The 16,039-nt window shown below is 69.6% G+C and carries 19 protein-coding genes; 8 read left to right on the top strand and 11 right to left on the bottom strand.

Going from position 1 to position 16,039, the window contains the following annotated elements:
• Positions 1 to 28 precede the first annotated feature (28 nt).
• Entirely contained in the window at positions 29 to 475 is a 447-nt protein-coding gene (mce, locus tag ACUZ2Y_RS26445; RefSeq protein ID WP_476323916.1) for a methylmalonyl-CoA epimerase, read from the top strand.
• On the opposite strand, the gene ACUZ2Y_RS26440 is transcribed toward mce, so the two are convergent.
• Together ACUZ2Y_RS26440 and ACUZ2Y_RS26435 are read right to left on the bottom strand one after the other, a co-directional pair.
• Complete coding sequence (locus ACUZ2Y_RS26440; protein WP_476323914.1) at positions 472 to 1,932, bottom strand: peptide MFS transporter; 1,461 nt, start codon at positions 1,930 to 1,932, stop codon at positions 472 to 474. The two genes, mce and ACUZ2Y_RS26440, sit on opposite strands and share 4 nt — an antisense overlap.
• A gap of 99 nt (positions 1,933 to 2,031) precedes the next feature.
• Positions 2,032 to 2,445 (bottom strand): VOC family protein, encoded by a 414-nt coding sequence (locus ACUZ2Y_RS26435; protein ID WP_476323912.1) that lies wholly within the window; start codon positions 2,443 to 2,445, stop codon positions 2,032 to 2,034.
• A gap of 63 nt (positions 2,446 to 2,508) precedes the next feature.
• Here ACUZ2Y_RS26435 and ACUZ2Y_RS26430 point away from each other — a divergent pair, with 63 nt between their 5' ends.
• A complete protein-coding gene (locus tag ACUZ2Y_RS26430) occupies positions 2,509 to 3,084 on the top strand; it encodes a TetR/AcrR family transcriptional regulator (RefSeq protein ID WP_476323910.1) in 576 nt (191 codons plus the stop codon).
• A 9-nt stretch (positions 3,085 to 3,093) separates the two neighbouring features.
• Here the strand turns inward: ACUZ2Y_RS26430 and ACUZ2Y_RS26425 are convergent, their stop codons facing one another.
• The gene (locus tag ACUZ2Y_RS26425) at positions 3,094 to 3,465 is read right to left on the bottom strand and encodes an SPW repeat protein (protein ID WP_476323908.1); all 372 of its coding nucleotides are present in this window, start codon (positions 3,463 to 3,465) and stop codon (positions 3,094 to 3,096) included.
• A gap of 190 nt (positions 3,466 to 3,655) precedes the next feature.
• Here ACUZ2Y_RS26425 and ccrA point away from each other — a divergent pair, with 190 nt between their 5' ends.
• Together ccrA and ACUZ2Y_RS26415 are read left to right on the top strand one after the other, a co-directional pair.
• A complete protein-coding gene (gene ccrA, locus ACUZ2Y_RS26420) occupies positions 3,656 to 4,987 on the top strand; it encodes a crotonyl-CoA carboxylase/reductase (RefSeq protein ID WP_476323906.1) in 1,332 nt (443 codons plus the stop codon).
• 81 nt (positions 4,988 to 5,068) lie between these two features.
• Complete coding sequence (locus tag ACUZ2Y_RS26415) at positions 5,069 to 6,298, top strand: chromosome segregation protein (RefSeq protein ID WP_476323904.1); 1,230 nt, start codon at positions 5,069 to 5,071, stop codon at positions 6,296 to 6,298.
• 369 nt (positions 6,299 to 6,667) lie between these two features.
• Here ACUZ2Y_RS26415 and ACUZ2Y_RS26410 read toward each other — a convergent pair whose 3' ends face one another.
• Complete coding sequence (locus tag ACUZ2Y_RS26410; RefSeq protein ID WP_476323902.1) at positions 6,668 to 7,126, bottom strand: nucleoside deaminase; 459 nt, start codon at positions 7,124 to 7,126, stop codon at positions 6,668 to 6,670.
• Between the two features lie 79 nt (positions 7,127 to 7,205).
• Between ACUZ2Y_RS26410 and ACUZ2Y_RS26405 the strand changes: the two genes are divergently transcribed.
• From ACUZ2Y_RS26405 to ACUZ2Y_RS26395, 3 genes are all read left to right on the top strand, one after another.
• On the top strand, positions 7,206 to 7,658 hold the full coding sequence (locus tag ACUZ2Y_RS26405) for a universal stress protein (RefSeq protein ID WP_476323900.1): 453 nt from the start codon (positions 7,206 to 7,208) through the stop codon (positions 7,656 to 7,658).
• Positions 7,659 to 7,864: 206 nt separating this feature from the next.
• Complete coding sequence (locus ACUZ2Y_RS26400; protein WP_476323898.1) at positions 7,865 to 8,899, top strand: adenylate/guanylate cyclase domain-containing protein; 1,035 nt, start codon at positions 7,865 to 7,867, stop codon at positions 8,897 to 8,899.
• An 85-nt stretch (positions 8,900 to 8,984) separates the two neighbouring features.
• Complete coding sequence (locus ACUZ2Y_RS26395) at positions 8,985 to 9,650, top strand: C39 family peptidase (protein WP_476323896.1); 666 nt, start codon at positions 8,985 to 8,987, stop codon at positions 9,648 to 9,650.
• Positions 9,651 to 9,693: 43 nt separating this feature from the next.
• Here the strand turns inward: ACUZ2Y_RS26395 and ACUZ2Y_RS26390 are convergent, their stop codons facing one another.
• The 3 genes from ACUZ2Y_RS26390 to ACUZ2Y_RS26380 all read right to left on the bottom strand — a co-directional run bounded on the left by ACUZ2Y_RS26390 (position 9,694) and on the right by ACUZ2Y_RS26380 (position 11,513).
• Positions 9,694 to 10,437 carry an alpha/beta fold hydrolase gene (locus ACUZ2Y_RS26390; RefSeq protein ID WP_476323894.1) on the bottom strand — a complete coding sequence of 248 codons (744 nt, stop codon included), beginning with the start codon at positions 10,435 to 10,437 and terminating at the stop codon, positions 9,694 to 9,696.
• Between the two features lie 16 nt (positions 10,438 to 10,453).
• Positions 10,454 to 11,131 (bottom strand): hypothetical protein, encoded by a 678-nt coding sequence (locus ACUZ2Y_RS26385; protein ID WP_476323892.1) that lies wholly within the window; start codon positions 11,129 to 11,131, stop codon positions 10,454 to 10,456.
• 79 nt (positions 11,132 to 11,210) lie between these two features.
• Entirely contained in the window at positions 11,211 to 11,513 is a 303-nt protein-coding gene (locus ACUZ2Y_RS26380) for a hypothetical protein (RefSeq protein WP_476323890.1), read from the bottom strand.
• A 44-nt stretch (positions 11,514 to 11,557) separates the two neighbouring features.
• Here ACUZ2Y_RS26380 and ACUZ2Y_RS26375 point away from each other — a divergent pair, with 44 nt between their 5' ends.
• Complete coding sequence (locus tag ACUZ2Y_RS26375; protein WP_476323888.1) at positions 11,558 to 11,776, top strand: FmdB family zinc ribbon protein; 219 nt, start codon at positions 11,558 to 11,560, stop codon at positions 11,774 to 11,776.
• 49 nt (positions 11,777 to 11,825) lie between these two features.
• Here ACUZ2Y_RS26375 and ACUZ2Y_RS26370 read toward each other — a convergent pair whose 3' ends face one another.
• From ACUZ2Y_RS26370 to dhaK, 4 genes are all read right to left on the bottom strand, one after another.
• The gene (locus ACUZ2Y_RS26370; RefSeq protein ID WP_476323886.1) at positions 11,826 to 13,601 is read right to left on the bottom strand and encodes a 3-hydroxyacyl-CoA dehydrogenase family protein; all 1,776 of its coding nucleotides are present in this window, start codon (positions 13,599 to 13,601) and stop codon (positions 11,826 to 11,828) included.
• A 107-nt stretch (positions 13,602 to 13,708) separates the two neighbouring features.
• Complete coding sequence (gene dhaM, locus ACUZ2Y_RS26365; RefSeq protein ID WP_476323884.1) at positions 13,709 to 14,383, bottom strand: dihydroxyacetone kinase phosphoryl donor subunit DhaM; 675 nt, start codon at positions 14,381 to 14,383, stop codon at positions 13,709 to 13,711.
• Positions 14,380 to 14,988 carry a dihydroxyacetone kinase subunit DhaL gene (dhaL, locus tag ACUZ2Y_RS26360; protein ID WP_476323882.1) on the bottom strand — a complete coding sequence of 203 codons (609 nt, stop codon included), beginning with the start codon at positions 14,986 to 14,988 and terminating at the stop codon, positions 14,380 to 14,382. Before dhaL ends, dhaM begins: the two co-directional genes overlap by 4 nt.
• Entirely contained in the window at positions 14,988 to 15,989 is a 1,002-nt protein-coding gene (gene dhaK, locus ACUZ2Y_RS26355) for a dihydroxyacetone kinase subunit DhaK (protein WP_476323880.1), read from the bottom strand. The genes dhaL and dhaK overlap by 1 nt, the downstream gene beginning before the upstream one ends.
• Positions 15,990 to 16,039 lie beyond the last annotated feature (50 nt).

Here is a 16,039-nt window from a genome sequence, read left to right as displayed (position 1 = left end):
ATGGGTAGGGAAGGCGTAATCTTCGCGTATGACCGATGCCCTGAAGCCGCACGTTGTCGCAATCGACCATGTCGGGATCGCCGTCCCGGACCTCGACGCCGCCATCGCGTTCTACCGCGACAACTTCGGCCTCGAGTCGGTCCACGAGGAGACCAACGAGGAGCAGGGCGTCCGCGAGGCCATGCTCCGGGTCCCCGGCGACACCGCCGGCCCGGCCATCCAGCTCTTGGCGCCGTTGAACGAGCAGTCGACGATCGCGAAGTTCATCGGCCGCTGCGGCCCCGGCCTGCAGCAGCTGGCGTACCGGGTGGTCGACGTCGAAGCCACCGCCGACGCCCTGCGCGCCAAGGGCCTGCGCCTGCTCTACGACAAGCCCAAGCGCGGGACGTCGAACAGCCGGGTGAACTTCGTGCACCCGAAGGACGCGGGCGGCGTGCTCGTGGAACTCGTCGAACCCGCCGCCGACGCGCACTAGCGGATCCCGTTCATCAGCTTCCGGACGGCGGGCGTCAGCAGGGCCATCACCACGCCCAGCGCGATGGCGCCCGCTCCCAGGAGGCCGAAGTACGTCGGCTCCGAGTCCTTCGAGTAGTACTCCGCGAGCGCGCCCGCGACGGACGTGCCCAGGGCGATCGACAGGAAGAACAGCGCGACCATCTGCGCGCCGTAGGCTTTCGGGGCCAGCTTCGTCGACAGCGACAGGCCGACCGGCGACAGGCACATCTCGCCGAGCACGAAGATCACCAGCACCAGCACGACCAGCAGCGGGTTGATCACCTTCTCGCCCACGGTGAAGCCGAGCAGCGCCATCACCAGGAACGCCACGCCCATCGCGGCGACGCCCATGGCGAACTTCACCGGGGTCGACGGCTGGCGCGCGCCCAGCCGGATCCACAGCGCCGCGAAGACCGGGGCGAGGAGCACCACGAACAGCGGCTCGACGGACGCGAACCACGACGGCGGGATCCTGAAGCCCATCAGGTCCAGGTCGACCCGGGTCTCCGCGTAGATCGCCAGCACGGTGAACTGCTGCTGGAACAGCGCCCAGAAGCCGAAGCTGACCAGGAACATCGGGATGAACGCGACGACCCGCCGCCGCTCGACCCCGTCGACCTTGCGGCTGGTCAGCAGGATCGCGAACAGGGTCACGGCCGCGACCGCGATGACCCACGTGACCACGATCGCCAGGTTGTCCGCGCCGACGACGCCGGTCAGCACCAGCGCGAGCACCGCCGCGACGCCCGCGCCGATCACCGCGAACGCCCGGACGCGGTCCGGTCCGTCGAGCGGGTTGGGGACGATCCGGCCGGACTCCGGCAGGTGCTTGCGCCCCAAGACGTACTGCGTGAGGCCGACGGCCATGCCGACCGCCGCCAGCCCGAATCCCCAGTGGAACCCGACGCGGTCCTGCAGCAGGCCGGTGAGCAGCGGTCCGACGAGCGCGCCGATGTTGATGCCCATGTAGAAGATCGAGAACCCGGAGTCACGCCGCTCGTCCTCGGGCGCGTACAGCGCCCCGACCAGCGCGGTGGCGGTGGCCTTGAGTCCACCCGAGCCCAGCGCGACGCAGATGAGGCCCGCGGCCACGCCGATGACGCCCGGCAGGACCGCGAGCGCGACGTGGCCGGCGAGGATCAGCGACCCGCTGTAGAACAGCGTGCGCTCCGGGCCGAACAGCCGGTCCGCGACCCAGGACCCGGCGATCGTGGCCAGGTACACCGACCCGCCGTACGCGCCGACGATGCCCGCCGCGGTGGACTGGGGAATCCCCAGCCCACCTTCGGCGACGCTGAAGTACAGGTAGTAGAGAAGGATCGACTGCATCCCGTAATACGAGAAGCGCTCCCACATCTCGGTGCCGAACAGGTTCGCCAGTCCGCGCGGATGGCCGAAGAACTCCTTGCCCTGCTCGACTTCGGTCGTGGCGGTCACGGTCGCCGGTCCCCTCTCACTCCATTGTGGAGAAGTTGTGTGGAGAACTCCCGAGGAGACCGTACGACAGGTGACCTTCCTACGAAGGTAGGTATCCGGTCACAAGCCGTTGGCGGCGAGCCACGCCGGGTCGGGGGCGACCATCTGGACCATTTCGAGCAGCAGACCGCCGGGCACGGCGGCGTAGAAGTGCCGCTGACCCCACGGCTCGTCCTTGCACGACGCCACGATTTCGACGCCCGCCTCGCGCAGGCGGGCTTCCTCGGCCTGGGCGTCGTCGACCACGAGGGCCAGGATCGTTCCCGCCACCGGGCGGCCGCGGTAGGGCTCCGGCGTCGACTCGTGGTCGACCTGCACGAGGTCGAACATGAACGACTCAGCCGACTCGTGGCAGAAGTCGACGTACCAGCCGAGGTCGACGGTGACCTTGAAGCCGAGCAGGTCGACCAGGAAGTCCCTGGCGGCGGCGACATCCTCGACCAGCACGGCGGTGGCGAACTTGCTGAAGCGCATACACGTCCTTCGTTGAATCACTATGTGTGTAGTACTATAATCACAGTGGTCAAGGAGGTTTAAGTGCGACGCAACGACGACCGACGCCTGGCTCTTGTCGACGCGGCGGTGGAGGTGTTGGCGCGCGAAGGTGCGAGAGGGCTGACGTTCCGGGCGGTCGACGCCGAGGCGGGTGTGCCGAAGGGGACCGCGTCGAACTACTTCCCCAGCCGCGACGCGCTGCTCGACCAGGTGGGCACGCACATCCACGTGCGGCTCGCGCCCGACCCCGCGCAGGTCGAGCGGACGCTGGACGCGCCGCGGGACCGCGACCTGGTCGTGCGGTTCATGCGCGACATCCTGCGGCGCGTGCACGCCGACCGCGCGGGCTATCTGGCGCTGCTCGAACTGCGGCTGGAGGCGACCCGGCGGCCGGAGCTGCGGGCCGGGTTCACCGAGACGATGCGCGCCCAGCTGGAGGGCGGCATCGCGTTCCACCTCGACTCACGGCTCCCCGGGGACCGGACGACGGTGGAACTCCTCTACATCGCGATGACGGGCCTCATCGTCGAGTCGTTGACCCTCCCCGGCGTCCTGGGCGACGAGGAGGCCCTGGTCAGCGCGCTGGTCGAACGGGCCGCGACGACCGCGGCCCGTTGACCTGGCGGGTCAGTGCGACCCGGCCATCCGGCTGGCGGCCTGCGCCAGTGGCAGAGCGGCGGCGCCCGCCACCACGGTCAGGGCACCGATGATCCAGGAGGACCACGCGATGCCGGTCAGGTGCGTGTAGCTCATGACCCAGGGCGAGATGAACAGCAGCACGCCGAGCACGATCTGGATCGCCTCACCGGCGACCATGCCCGGCATCGCGAGCGATACCAGGCCGTCGAGCGCGATCAACGCGCCGAGCACGACCATGGTCCACATCGCGGCGTTGTCGGTTGCCATCCAGAGTGGAGACGCCATAGCGACGACGCCGAGGACTACTTCGGCCCAGTCGTAAGGACGGGTCCACGGTTTGTCCGCTCGAGACTCGTTCACGAGACCACCTCCATCAAAGGGAGATCCCTCAGGCCATGGTCCGCTTGTCAAGAGCCGCTGGTCAATATCGACCTGCAACGATCGAGTGCGTGCCATCCCTCACATCACCGGTACCTGCTGTCTACCGCTAAGTAACATCACGCCACCTGGGTGCTTGAGCCCTGTGTCCGATTCGCCGGGAGGTCCCGCAGTGCAGAAGATCCTCGACGCCATCCAGGCCGACGAGCTCGACGCGATCGGCTCATTGCCGGTTCCGGAGTCGTACCGCGGTGTCACCGTGCACGCCGACGAGGCCGGAATGTTCGAAGGTCTCGAGTCGCGCGACAAGGACCCGCGCAAGTCGCTGCACCTCGACGAGGTCGCGGTCCCCGAGCTCGGCCCGGGTGAGGCCCTCGTCGCGGTGATGGCCAGCGCCATCAACTACAACACCGTGTGGACCTCGATCTTCGAGCCGGTCTCCACGTTCAAGTTCCTCGAGCGCTACGGCAAGATGTCGCCGCTGTCGAAGAAGCACGACCTGCCGTACCACGTGGTCGGCTCCGACCTGTCCGGCGTGGTGCTGCGCACCGGCCCCGGCGTGCACGCCTGGAAGCCGGGCGACGAGGTCGTCGCGCACTGTCTCAACGTCGAGCTCGAAGGCCCCGACGGCCACAACGACACGATGATGGACACCGAGCAGCGCATCTGGGGCTTCGAGACCAACTTCGGCGGACTCGCCGAGGTCGCGCTGGTCAAGTCCAACCAGCTGATGCCCAAGCCCAAGCACCTGACGTGGGAAGAGGCCGCGTCCCCCGGCCTGGTGAACTCCACCGCCTACCGCCAGCTCGTCTCGAGCAACGGCGCGGGCATGAAGCAGGGCGACGTCGTGCTGATCTGGGGCGCCTCCGGCGGCCTCGGCTCTTACGCGACCCAGTACGCCCTCAACGGCGGCGCGATCCCGGTGTGCATCGTGTCCAGCCAGGAGAAGGCCGACATCGTCCGCAAGATGGGCGCGGAGCTGATCATCGACCGCAGCGCCGAGGACTACAAGTTCTGGAAAGACGAGAACAACCAGGACCCGAAGGAGTGGCAGCGGTTCGGCAAGAAGATCCGCGAGCTGACCGGCGGCGAGGACCCCGACATCGTCTTCGAGCACCCGGGCCGCGAGACCTTCGGCGCGTCGGTCTACGTCACCCGCAAGGGCGGCACGATCGTCACCTGCGCGTCCACCTCGGGCTACATGCACCAGTACGACAACCGGTACCTGTGGATGAGCCTCAAGCGGATCGTCGGCTCCCACTTCGCGAACTACCGCGAATCGTGGGAGGCAAACCGGCTCATCGCCAAGGGCCTCATCCACCCGACGGTGTCGAAGACGTACGCGCTGGCCGACACCGGCCAGGCCGCGCTCGACGTGCACCGCAACGCCCACCAGGGCAAGGTCGGCGTGCTGTGCCTGGCCCCGGAAGAGGGTCTGGGCGTGCGCGACCACGAGATGCGGGCCAAGCACCTCGACGCGATCAACCGTTTTCGTGGTGTCTAACTGATCACCCGTACGGGCCGTTCGATGTGGGATTGCGCTACTTGTCGTGAGTGCCGTAACCCAGACAGGTAGCGTGACCCCATGGGATTGGGCGACGAACGCGATCTCGTGCCGTTGGGTGCCGGATTCGACATCACCAAGCGGGGCTACAGCCGCGCGCAGGTCGAAGAGCACCTTGAGCGGCTCGACGCCGAACTGCAGCTACTGCACGCCGACCGCAACGCGGCCGTCTCACAGGCGACGGATCTCGCGAAGCAGCTCGAACGGGGCCGCTCGGAGATCGACGAACTCAAGGGGCAGGTCGAGCGGCTCTCACTGCCGCCGACCACCCTTGAGGGCCTGAGCGAGCGACTGCAGCGAATGCTGCGGCTCGCCCAGGACGAGGCGAGCGAGGAACGGGGCAGGGCGGAGGCCGATGCCGAGCGCATCCGGCAGAAGGCCGAAGCCGACGCCCTGATCCTCAAGCAGCGCTACGAGAAGCTGATGGCCGACCTCGACCAGCGCCGCGCGGCGATGGAGGCCGAACACGTCGGCGTCGTCGAGAAGGCGCGCGCGGACGCCGAGCAGACCGTCGCCGCGGCGACGGCGGAGGCGGCCCGGATCGACGCCGCGTCCCTGGAGCGGCGCACGAAGGTCGAAGAGGACTTCGAGATCGCCATGGCGTCGCGCCGCACGGAGTCGATGCGGGCGCTGGCCGAGCAAGAGGCGACAAGCAAGTCCGAGGCTGAACGCCGCGTGCGTGAGGCCACGGAGGAAGCGAACCGCAGGCGGCACGAAGCGATCACCGAGTCGACCTCGCGGCTCAAGGAAGCCACCACGGAGGCGCACCGCCGCGTCCGTGAGGCCACCGAGGAAGCCAACCGCCGAATCACCCACGCCACCCAGCGCGTCGCCGCCCTGCGCCAGCTCCGGGCCCGGGTGGCGGACCAGCTGCACACCGCCCGCGACCTCATCGCCGACGCCCACGTCCAACTGGCCGACGCGACGCCGATCCTCGACCCGCTCCCGGAGGAGCGTGCGCCGAAGACGATCGACGGCGCACCGGCGGACGAGTCGCCGACGAAGATGATGAAGCCGGTCGGGCCGCCGCAGGAGCACTGGGAAGCGGTGGAGTCCGACACCGAGCGGACACCGGCGAGCAGGCCGGAGCGCCCGACGGAGAAGCCGACCGAGAAACAGGCCCCCAAGCCGGCATCGAAGGCCAAAACCCCCGAGGCCGTCCGCACCGCCGAAGCCGAACCCAGCGGCGAACGCACCCAACGCCTCCCCAAGCCCACCCCGGAAACCACCAGAGTGAACTCCCGCGGATAAGGCCCACTCGGCGCCCGAAACCCACGCTCGGTCGCGGTGACGTTTCGAGGACCCGGCACCGAACACGCCATCGAAGTTGGCAGTGTTCGCGCCGGGCCCCCGAAACGTCACCTCAAAAGCGACCGAACCGCGCCATGTCACCGCGACCGAACCGCGCCGGCAAGCCGGCGCCATGTCACCGCGACCGCACTTCCCCCTTGCCTCTCGTCCTGGCCGTCTTTAACGCTGGTTCGGCAGGGTCAAGGATCAGCTTGCTGATCGCGAAGCGACGGCGCTTGCGCCGCCCTTGACGCTGTCAAGCCAGCGTTGAACACTCGAGCCAGAGGGGCATCCCACCCCACAGCGGCAAGGCCCGAAGGGCGAGCCGCCTCACGGCGACCCGATGTCCTCGTTCCACAGACTCGGGTTGGCCGAGATGAAGTCCGTCATCATGCGCACGCACTCGGGATCGTCGAGCACAACAACCTCAACCCCATGATCAGCAAGCCAGTCATGGCCCCCGGTGAACGTCCGAGACTCCCCGATCACGACCGTCGAGATCCCGAACTGCCGCACCAACCCGCTGCAATACCAGCACGGCGACAGCGTCGTCACCATCGTCGTCCCCGCATAAGACCGCCGACGCCCGGCCGCCCGAAACGCGGAAGTCTCCCCATGGACCGACGGATCGCCGTCCTGCACCCGCCGATTGTGCCCACGGCCCCAGAGTTCGCCGGATGGCCCGAACAGCGCGGCCCCGATCGGGATGCCACCCTCGGCCAGTCCGATTTGTGCCTCGGCGATGGCTACGGCGAGCATCTCTGTCGTTTTCATCGCGTCGATTCTCATTCTGGCGCGTCCGATGGGCGAATCGGTCGTTGACCTGGTTAAGTCTACCGGCAAGTAGGACTCGGGAGGGACATCCGCAATGGCCGCCTATCAGACCGTAGTCGTCGGCACCGATGGCTCGGATTCGTCGTACCGCGCCGTCGATCGCGCCGCCGCGATCGCCGGTGACACGGGCGCGACGCTCGTGATCGCCTGTGCTTTCCAGCCCGCCAGCGCCCGGACCGTGGAACGGGCTCAGGACTCGCTGGGCTCCGACGTCGCGTACCAGGTGGTCGGCTCCAACCCGGCCGAGGAGTCGGTGCGCACCGCCGCCGAGCGGGCCAACCGCGCGGGTGCGACCAAGGTCAAGACCGTGGTCGTCGACGGTGACCCGGTGCCCGCGCTGACCAAGGTCGTGCACGAGCACAACGCCGACCTGCTGGTGATCGGCAACCGGGGCCTCAACACGATCGCGGGCCGCATCCTGGGCTCGGTGCCGTCGGAGGCCGCGCGCAAGTCGACTGTCGACGTGCTCATCGTCCACACGACTTGACACCCTCCCCCGGCTGGAGCCGGGGGATTACAACAGCGACTACCGCACAAGGAGGAGGTGCTGTTGAGGTTCACGGTTCGCAGGCCCGCCCAACACCGGGAGACACCGGTGAGACCCGGCAGGCCACGGCACACCCGGACCTTGGCGGGATGCCCGCTCGTGACTCCTCCCATCAGTGAGCACCGGACCACCCTCGGGAGGTCCTTGTGACCGAGGAGCTCGGGGCGGCGCAGCGCCAGGTCGAGGAGATCCTCCTCGGTGGCGAGCGCCGCTACACCCGTCAGCAGGTCCGCGAGAAGGCGGGCGTGCCGCTGGACCGCTCCGTCATGCTGTGGCGGGCGCTCGGTTTCGCGACGGTCGGCGACGACGATGTGGTGTTCACCGACAGCGACGTCGAGGCCCTGCGGATGACGCAGGAACTCATGCTGGCGGGCATCATCGAGCCGGAGATGACCACCGCGACCGCGCGGATGCTCGGCCAGCATCTTTCCCGGCTGGCCGAGTGGCAGGTCCACCTGATGACCGACATCCTCGCGGCGAACCCCGAGCTGGTCTCCGACGAGCGCCAGCTCGGCCGGTTCATCGAGCGCCTGGTGCCCGATCTCGAACGCATGCAGAACTACGCCTGGCGCAGGCACCTCGCGGCCTACGCGGGCCGTGCGCTGGCCAGCCCGGGTGAGCAGCTGCAGGTGCAGAGCGAGGTCATCGGGTTCGCCGACATGGTCGGCTTCACCACGCTGACCCGCCGGGCCAACGAGGCCGAGCTGGTCACCATGGTCGACCGGTTCGACGCGATGACCGCGGAGATCGTCGCGGACAACCACGGCCGGATCGTGAAGATGCTCGGCGACGAGGTCCTCTACGTCGCCGACTCCCCCCATCATGGCGCCGAGATCGCGCTGCGGCTGCTGGAGGCCGCGGAGGCCGACCCGGATCTGCCCGCGCTGCGGGCGGGCATGGCCTACGGCCGGGTCATCAACCGCTTCGGCGACGTCTACGGCTCCGTGGTCAACATCGCCGCCCGGCTCACCGGCGTCGCCCGCCCGGGCACGGTGATGATCGACCGCGCCCTGGCCGACGCGCTGGCCGGGGCCGACGCGTACACGGTGCGCAGCAGGCGGCCGGTGTCGGTACGCGGCTTCAGCAGGCTCAAGTGCGCGGTGCTGCGCCGCTCCGAGGAGTCGAAGGTGCCCAGCATCGATCTGGTCCCCGACGAACGCCCGCGCCGCAAACGCCGCTAGGGGACGTGGCAAGAGAACGGCAACGGGACGGCAACCGGGGCGGGAGAAGGTCTTCACACCTTCTCCCGACTCCAAGGAATCCGTCATGAAGAGCAAGATCCTCCGCGCCGCCACCGCCATCGCGGTCGGCCTGGGCACCATCACCGGCGTCACCGTCGCCACCGCACCCGCCGCCAGCGCGTGCGTGATCATCGACGGCCAGTGCATGCCCAACTATCAGACCAGCAAGACCCTTGGGAACAACCAGATCCAGGGTCAGCACACCAGCTACTTCTGCGGTCCGGCGGCGACCCGCATCGCCCTGTCCGTCCGGGGCGCCTACCCCAGCCAGGAAAGCCTGGCGAACTCGCTCGGCACCACCACCAACGGCACGAACAGCTCGTGGAACATCCGGGCCACGCTGAACGCGACGCTCGGCACCTCCTACTACGACGCCAAGTTCGGTTCGGACTACACCTCGGAGGGCTGGGCGAACCTGCTCCGCTCGGACATCCTGTTCGACATCAACCGCGGTTGGGCGCTGGTCGTCAACGTCTCGGGCGGGGCGAGCACCACCAGCGGCTGGCGCAGCTACCCGGGCGGGCACTACGTGGCGGTCCTCGGCTACGACCAGTCCGGCGGCCGGGCACTGGTGGCCGACACCGGGTACAACGGCGGCCTGTACGACGCCCAGGGCTACCACTACGGCGTGTACTGGATCAACACCACCGAGCTCGCCAAGTGGAGCAAGTACCGCGGCTACGCGGCGTGAGAACACGAAAGGGACCGTCGTCGACGGTCCCTTTCGCCGTTGCTCAGCGCTTGGCCAACCAGGGTGTGACCGCGCCAAGGAAGGCCGCCGGGGACTCGATCGACGGCAGGTGGCCGGTGTCGGGCAGCAGCCGCAGCTCGCCACCGGTCAACTCGGCGAGTTCCTGCGCCACCGGCACCGGCATCAGCTTGTCGAGCGCGCCATGCACGACGAGGGTGGCGACGCCCGCGGACCGCAGCGTGTCGCGGGAGTCCATTCGGGCCGCCATGGCCCGCTGCGCCCACGCCACGGCGGCGGGACTCTGCGACTCCATCAGCTCGCGGACGGTGCCCGCGTGGGCCTGGTCGGCCAGCAGCATCGGCAGCATCGTGTCGGCGAGCCAGGGCGCGGTCCCCTCGGCTTCGGCGCGGTCGGCCACCTTGATCCGGTTGGCGGCCGCCTCCTCGGTGTCGATGGTGGCCTTGGTGTCGATGAGCAGCAGCCCGGAGACCCGCTCGGGCGCGGCCCGCAGTGCGGCCATTGCGCAGTAGCCGCCCATCGAGCAGCCGCCGACCACCGCGCGGTCGAGTCCCAGTTCGTCGAGCAGGGCCACGACGTCCTGGCCGAGGGTCTCCACCGAGGGCTCGGCGTCGCCCACGGGGGTGCGGCCGAAGCCGCGCAGGTCGGGGGTGATCAGCCGGACGACGGCCGAGAGCGCCTCGCGGACCGGGTCCCACATGCGCGAGTCCAGCGGGAACGCGTGGAGCAGGACGACGGGGGTGCCGGAGCCGGTATCGGTGAAGTGCACGCCGCCATTGTGGACCTCAGAACCGGGCTTCGCGGACCCGCCGCACCGCCTCCTCACCCGAGAGTTCGGCGCGCGCGTCCGGGTTGTCGAGGTAGAACTGCAGGGTGTGCAGCACGACGAGCTGGTCTATGTCCATGGTCCGCATAGGCACCGCGCACGCGACGTCGCGGCCGAACTTGGCGGCCACCTTGCGCATCCGGGTGTCGGCCGAGGCCTCGTCGGTGGAGATGACGCCCAGGTAGTTCTGGCTCGGCGCGGTCCGCGACCGCCCGACGCGCAGGCTCAGCGGCCGGATCTCGGTGATGACCTGCCACGGCAGCCGGACCACCGGATGCACCCACGTCAGCGCGACGTGGTCGGGGGTGAGCAGGATCCCGACCATCCGCTGTTTGCGCTTGAGCGCGAAGAAACCCGCGACCAGCAGCAGCACGCCGAGGACTCCGAGCACTGCCGCGCCGACCGTGGGGCCCACCCCGCCTCGGATGATCAGCAGCGCGGCGAGCCCGCCGAGGCCGAGTCCGATGATGATCAAGACGATGCCCGCCGCGACCCGGGCCTGCCGGGCCGGGATCAGCAGACCGGGGACGCTTTCGAAAGTCGCCGCGGTCGCGGCTCCGGTTGGTGTGCCGGAAGGCTGGGATGATCCGTCCGCGGCACGCCAAGGCCGCGGATAGGGGAGCGAGCGGTCGTCCATGTGTCAATGCAAGCGCATGCGGGGGCCTTACGCCTAGCCAACCGCCCAGCGCGGCGGTGAAGTCGATCACCCAGTCGGGTCAGCGCCTGCGCGGCGTCGGGCCGCGGCGGCCGCGTGCGGCCCAACACGCCTGGTGCCAGTGCCTGCGGTCCTCGACCGAGCCGTAGTCGTCGGCGGGCCAGGTGACCACGTGGGCCATGCCGACGGGGATCTCGTGGTCGCATCCCGGGCAGCGGTACATCTTCGTCGCGTGTGCCCCGGGAACGTTGCGGACCAGCCAGTCGCCGTCGTGGGCGGTTTCGCGCCGCTGGGCGGCCATGCCGCCGCCCAGCGGTCGGGGGTCGTCGCCGACGGCGTACTTGGGTCGGTTGCGGCGGGGCACGGTGAGCACCGTATCCGCGCGCACCGGTGAGGCAGAATGGGCGGGTGCCCACTTATGAGTTCCGCTGCCGCGAGTGCGGATCGACCTTCGACGTGCGACGCCCGATGGCCGAGTCGTCCGCCCCCGCCGCCTGCCCCGAAGGCCACGCCGACACTGTGAAGCTGCTCAAAATGGCAGGCCTGTCCGGATCCGCGGGCACCACCGCGTCAGCCCCGCAGAGCGGCGGCGGCGGAGGCTGCTGTGGCGGCGGTTGTTGCAGCTAGAACTGTGGCATGGCGCCGGCTAAGCCGACGCCATGCCACAGTGCGATTTTTAATAGTCGCGGAAGCCTTTACCGGTCTTGCGTCCCAACCGGCCCGCGGTGACCAGGTGTTCCAGCAGCGGGGCCGGGGCGTAGCCTGCCTCGCGGAATTCGTTGTACAGCGTGCGTTCGATGGCCAGTGACACGTCGAGGCCGACGACGTCGAGGAGTTCGAACGGGCCCATCGGCAGGCCGCAGCCGACCTTCATCGCGCTGTCGATGTCGTCGGCGCCCGCGTAGTGCGCTTCCAGCATCTTGATCGCGTCATTGAGGTACGGGAACAGCAGGGCGTTGACGATGAAGCCCGCGCGGTCGCCGCAGTGGACCGGCTTCTTGCCGACCTTCTCGCAGATCGCGTGGGCGGTGGCGACGACGTCCTCGGCGGTGGAGATGGTCTCGACGATCTCGACCAGCTTCATGATCGGCGCCGGGTTGAAGAAGTGCAGGCCGACCACGTCGGAGGGGCGTGAGGTCGCCGCGGCGCACTCGATGACCGGCAGCGAGGACGTGGTGGTGGCCAGGATCGCGCCCGGCTTGAGGACCTCGTCGAGCGCGCCGAAGACGGCCTGCTTGATGGCGAGTTCCTCGGCGACGGCCTCGACCACGAGGTCGCAGTCGGCCAGTTCCTCGAACTCCACTGCCGGGCTGATGCGGCCGAGGATGGCGTCGCGCTCCTCTTCGGCGAGGCGGCCCTTGGCGACCTGGCGGTCGAGCGACTTGCGCACCTTGCCGATCGCCGCGGTCGCCTTGTCGGCGCTGCGGGCGCGGAGCACGACGTCGAAACCCTTGCGGGCGAAGACTTCGACGATCCCGGTGGCCATCGTGCCGGTGCCGACCACGCCGACCCGCTGGACGTCGCGAGTGGACACTCCGGTGTCCCCGGCGGCGGCCGGGGTCTGGGTGTCGGCGACGACGTTGGGCGAGTCCGGGGCGTCGTAGGTGTAGAAGCCCTTGCCGGTCTTGCGGCCGAGCAGACCCGCGGTGATCATCTGCTTGAGGATCGGGGCGGGGGCGTGCAGCCGGTTGCGCGACTGCGCGTACATCGTCTCGAGGATCTCGTAGGCGGTGTCGAGGCCGATGAGGTCGAGCAGCGCCAGCGGGCCCATCGGGTAGCCGCAGCCGTAGCGCATGGCGGCGTCGAGGTCCTCGCGGGTGGCGTACTTCGTCTCGAACATCGACACGGCGTGGTTGAGGTAGCCGAAGAGCAGCGCGTTGGCGATGAAGCCCGCGCGGTCGCCCATGACGACCGGTTCCTTGCCCAGGCGCTCGGCGAAGGCGACGACGTCGGTGACCACGTCCGGCTCGGTCACGACGGTCTTGACGACCTCGGTGAGCTTGAGGACCGGCGCGGGGTTGAAGAAGTGCAGGCCGACGACCTTGCCCGGGCGGCCGGTGTGCACGCCGATCTCGGTGATCGACAGCGACGAGGTGTTGGACGCGAGGATGGTGTCCGGGCCGACAATGGTGTCGAGCTCGGCGAACACGCGCGCCTTGAGTTCGAGCGACTCGGGGATCGCCTCGATGACCAGGTCTGCGCCTGCGAGGTCCGTCAACGAGGTGCTGTAGGTGACCCGGCCGAGCAGCTCGTCGCGGGCGGCCTCGTCGAGCTTGCCCTTGGCGAGCGCACGGCTCGTCGAGTGCTCGATGTGGCCGCGCCCGCGCTCGATGCCCGCGTCGTCGACCTCCACCGCGACCACCTGGACACCGGTCCTGGCCAGTACCTCGGCGATGCCCGCACCCATGGTCCCGAGCCCGACAACACCAACGGTGGAGAACTCACGCGCCACAGCTACCTCCGCAGTCACCGAAAAGCACATCAGATGCTACCTGTCAGTAACATCGTGTGCTGATGATGCCACGCGACCAGGGGATCGCCAGGTGAACTGCGCCACTCTCACCCGGGTGAGCGGTCCTCGAAACCGCGTTCGGCAAGGTCAGCGACCCTCCTCACGGCTTCGTCGGCTTCCGGGCCGGTGGCCGCGACGCGCACCCGGTCACCACCGGCCGCGCCGAGACCCATCAGGCTGAGCACACTTCGGGCGTCCGCCGCCCGGCCGCCGAAAGTGACCGTGACCTCGGCATCGACGCCTGCCAGGGCCTGTGCGAGCAGGCCCGCGGGGCGCGCGTGCAGGCCGACGTCGTTGGTGAGCAGGATTTCGACACCCTCAGTGGAGTCGGACTCGTCGGGCACCATGTCGCCCATCGCCCCGGCGGCGGCCGACAGCACCCCGTCGAGGTCCGCGCCACCCTGAGCGGCGGCCGCGGCGGCGACCGCGCCCTCCACCAGCGGCGCGTCGACGACGGCGGCGGACTCCGGGTCGCCGAGCATCTCGACGGCCAGGTCGGCGACCATCTTCGCGCTGCCGAGGTCGTAGAGCACGACAACGCCCGCGCCGCTCTGCGCGCCTTCGAGGGCCAGCGAGACCGCTTCGAAGTCGGTGCCGAGTTCGCCGTCGAGGCCGCCCGCGGTGGCGATGGTGACGTCGGGCGCCATCTGTCCCGCCACCTCCGCGACGCCGTCCGCAAGCCGCAGGCTGTGCGAGACGATCACCAACCCAACGCGACTCATGCCGACTCCGCGAACGAGCGCAGCAGCAGAGCCGAGGACCGCGCGCCCGGGTCGAGGTGGCCCGCGCTGCGTTCGCCCAGGTAGGACGCTCGCCCCTTGCGCGCCACCAGGGGCACGGTCGACTCCGCACCCGCCTCGGCGGCGTCCGCGGCGGCGCGCAGCACCTCGCCGACCGTCGTCCCCTGGGCCTTGGCGGCGGGGGCGAGCGCGTCGACCATCGTCTTGTCGCCCACCTCGGCCTTGCCGCGGGCGACGACACCGTCGACAGCCGCCTGGAGTGCGGTCGAGATCAGCTCGGGGGTGAGTTCGGCGGCGTCGCCCACGGCGGTGGCCGCACGCAGGAACGCCGTGCCGTAGAGCGGGCCGGCCGCTCCCCCGACCTTCGAGATCAGGGTGGTGGCGACCAGCTTGAGCACCGCCGCCGGAGTGTCCGGAGTGGACTCGTCGAGCCGGGCGACGACGAAGCCGAAGCCGCGCTTGAGGTTCTCGCCGTGGTCGCCGTCGCCGATGGCCTGGTCGAGCTTGACGAGTTCGTCGCGGTGCTCGGTGATCACGGCGGCGGCCTCGCGGATGGCGGCGGCCACGGTGCCCGCGTCGCAGCCCATCAGGCTCCCCAGCGCAGGGCGGCGGTGTGGACCGGCGCGTCCCAGAGGGCCGTGAGTTCGTCGTCGAGGCGCAGCAGGGTGAGGCTCATGCCTTGCATCTCCAGGCTCGTGATGAACGGTCCCACCAGTCTGCGTTCGACCGTGATCCCCCGCTCGGCGAGTATCCGCTCCGCGATCCCATGCGCCAGGTACAGCTCCAGCAGCGGCGTGCCGCCCATGGAGTTGGTGAACAGCAGGACCTGGCTCTTCTCGGCGAACGGGAGGTCGTCGAGGATCGGGTCGAGCAGGGCGGCCACGATGGCGTCGGCGTCGGCCATCGGCTCGCGGCGGCGGCCGGGCTCACCGTGGATGCCGATGCCGACCTCCATCTCGTCCTCGGCCAGGGTGAAGCTCGGCTCGCCCACGTGCGGCACCGTCGGCGCGGTCAACGCGATGCCCATCGACCGCACGTTCCCGACGACCGCGCGGGCCAGCCGCTCGCAGGTGTCGAGGTCGGCGCCGGACTCGGCCGCGGCGCCCACGATCTTCTCCAGCAGCACCGTCCCGCCGACGCCGCGCCGCCCGGCCGTCCAGGTCGAGTCGCGCACGGCGACGTCGTCATCGATCACCACCGTGCGCACGTCGATCCCGTCGGCGGCGACCAGCTCGGCGGCGGTCTCGAAGTTCAGCACGTCGCCGGTGTAGTTCTTGACCAGCAGCAGGACACCCGCGCCGCCGTCGACCTGGGTCACCGCGGCCTGCACCTGGTCGGGCGTCGGGGAGGTGAAGACGGCGCCGGGACAGGCGGCGTCGAGCATGCCGGGGCCGACGAACCCGCCGTGCAGGGGTTCGTGGCCGGAACCGCCACCGGAGACGATCGCGACCTTCCCCCGGACCGGGGCGTCGGCTCGGGCGATGACCGCGGGGTCCTCGGTGATCCGCAGCAGACCCGGATGGGCGAGCGCCATCCCGCGCAGCGCGTCGGCCACGATGGTCGTCGGATCGTTGATGATCTTCTTCATCACACGCCTCTCGCTGGAACGGGTCCGTCTCCCGTTCCTACACCGCCCAA

The organism is Actinokineospora sp. UV203 (assembly GCF_056323665.1).
Note: the sequence above shows the minus strand (reverse complement) of the source record. Positions and strands in the feature narration are given on the sequence as shown.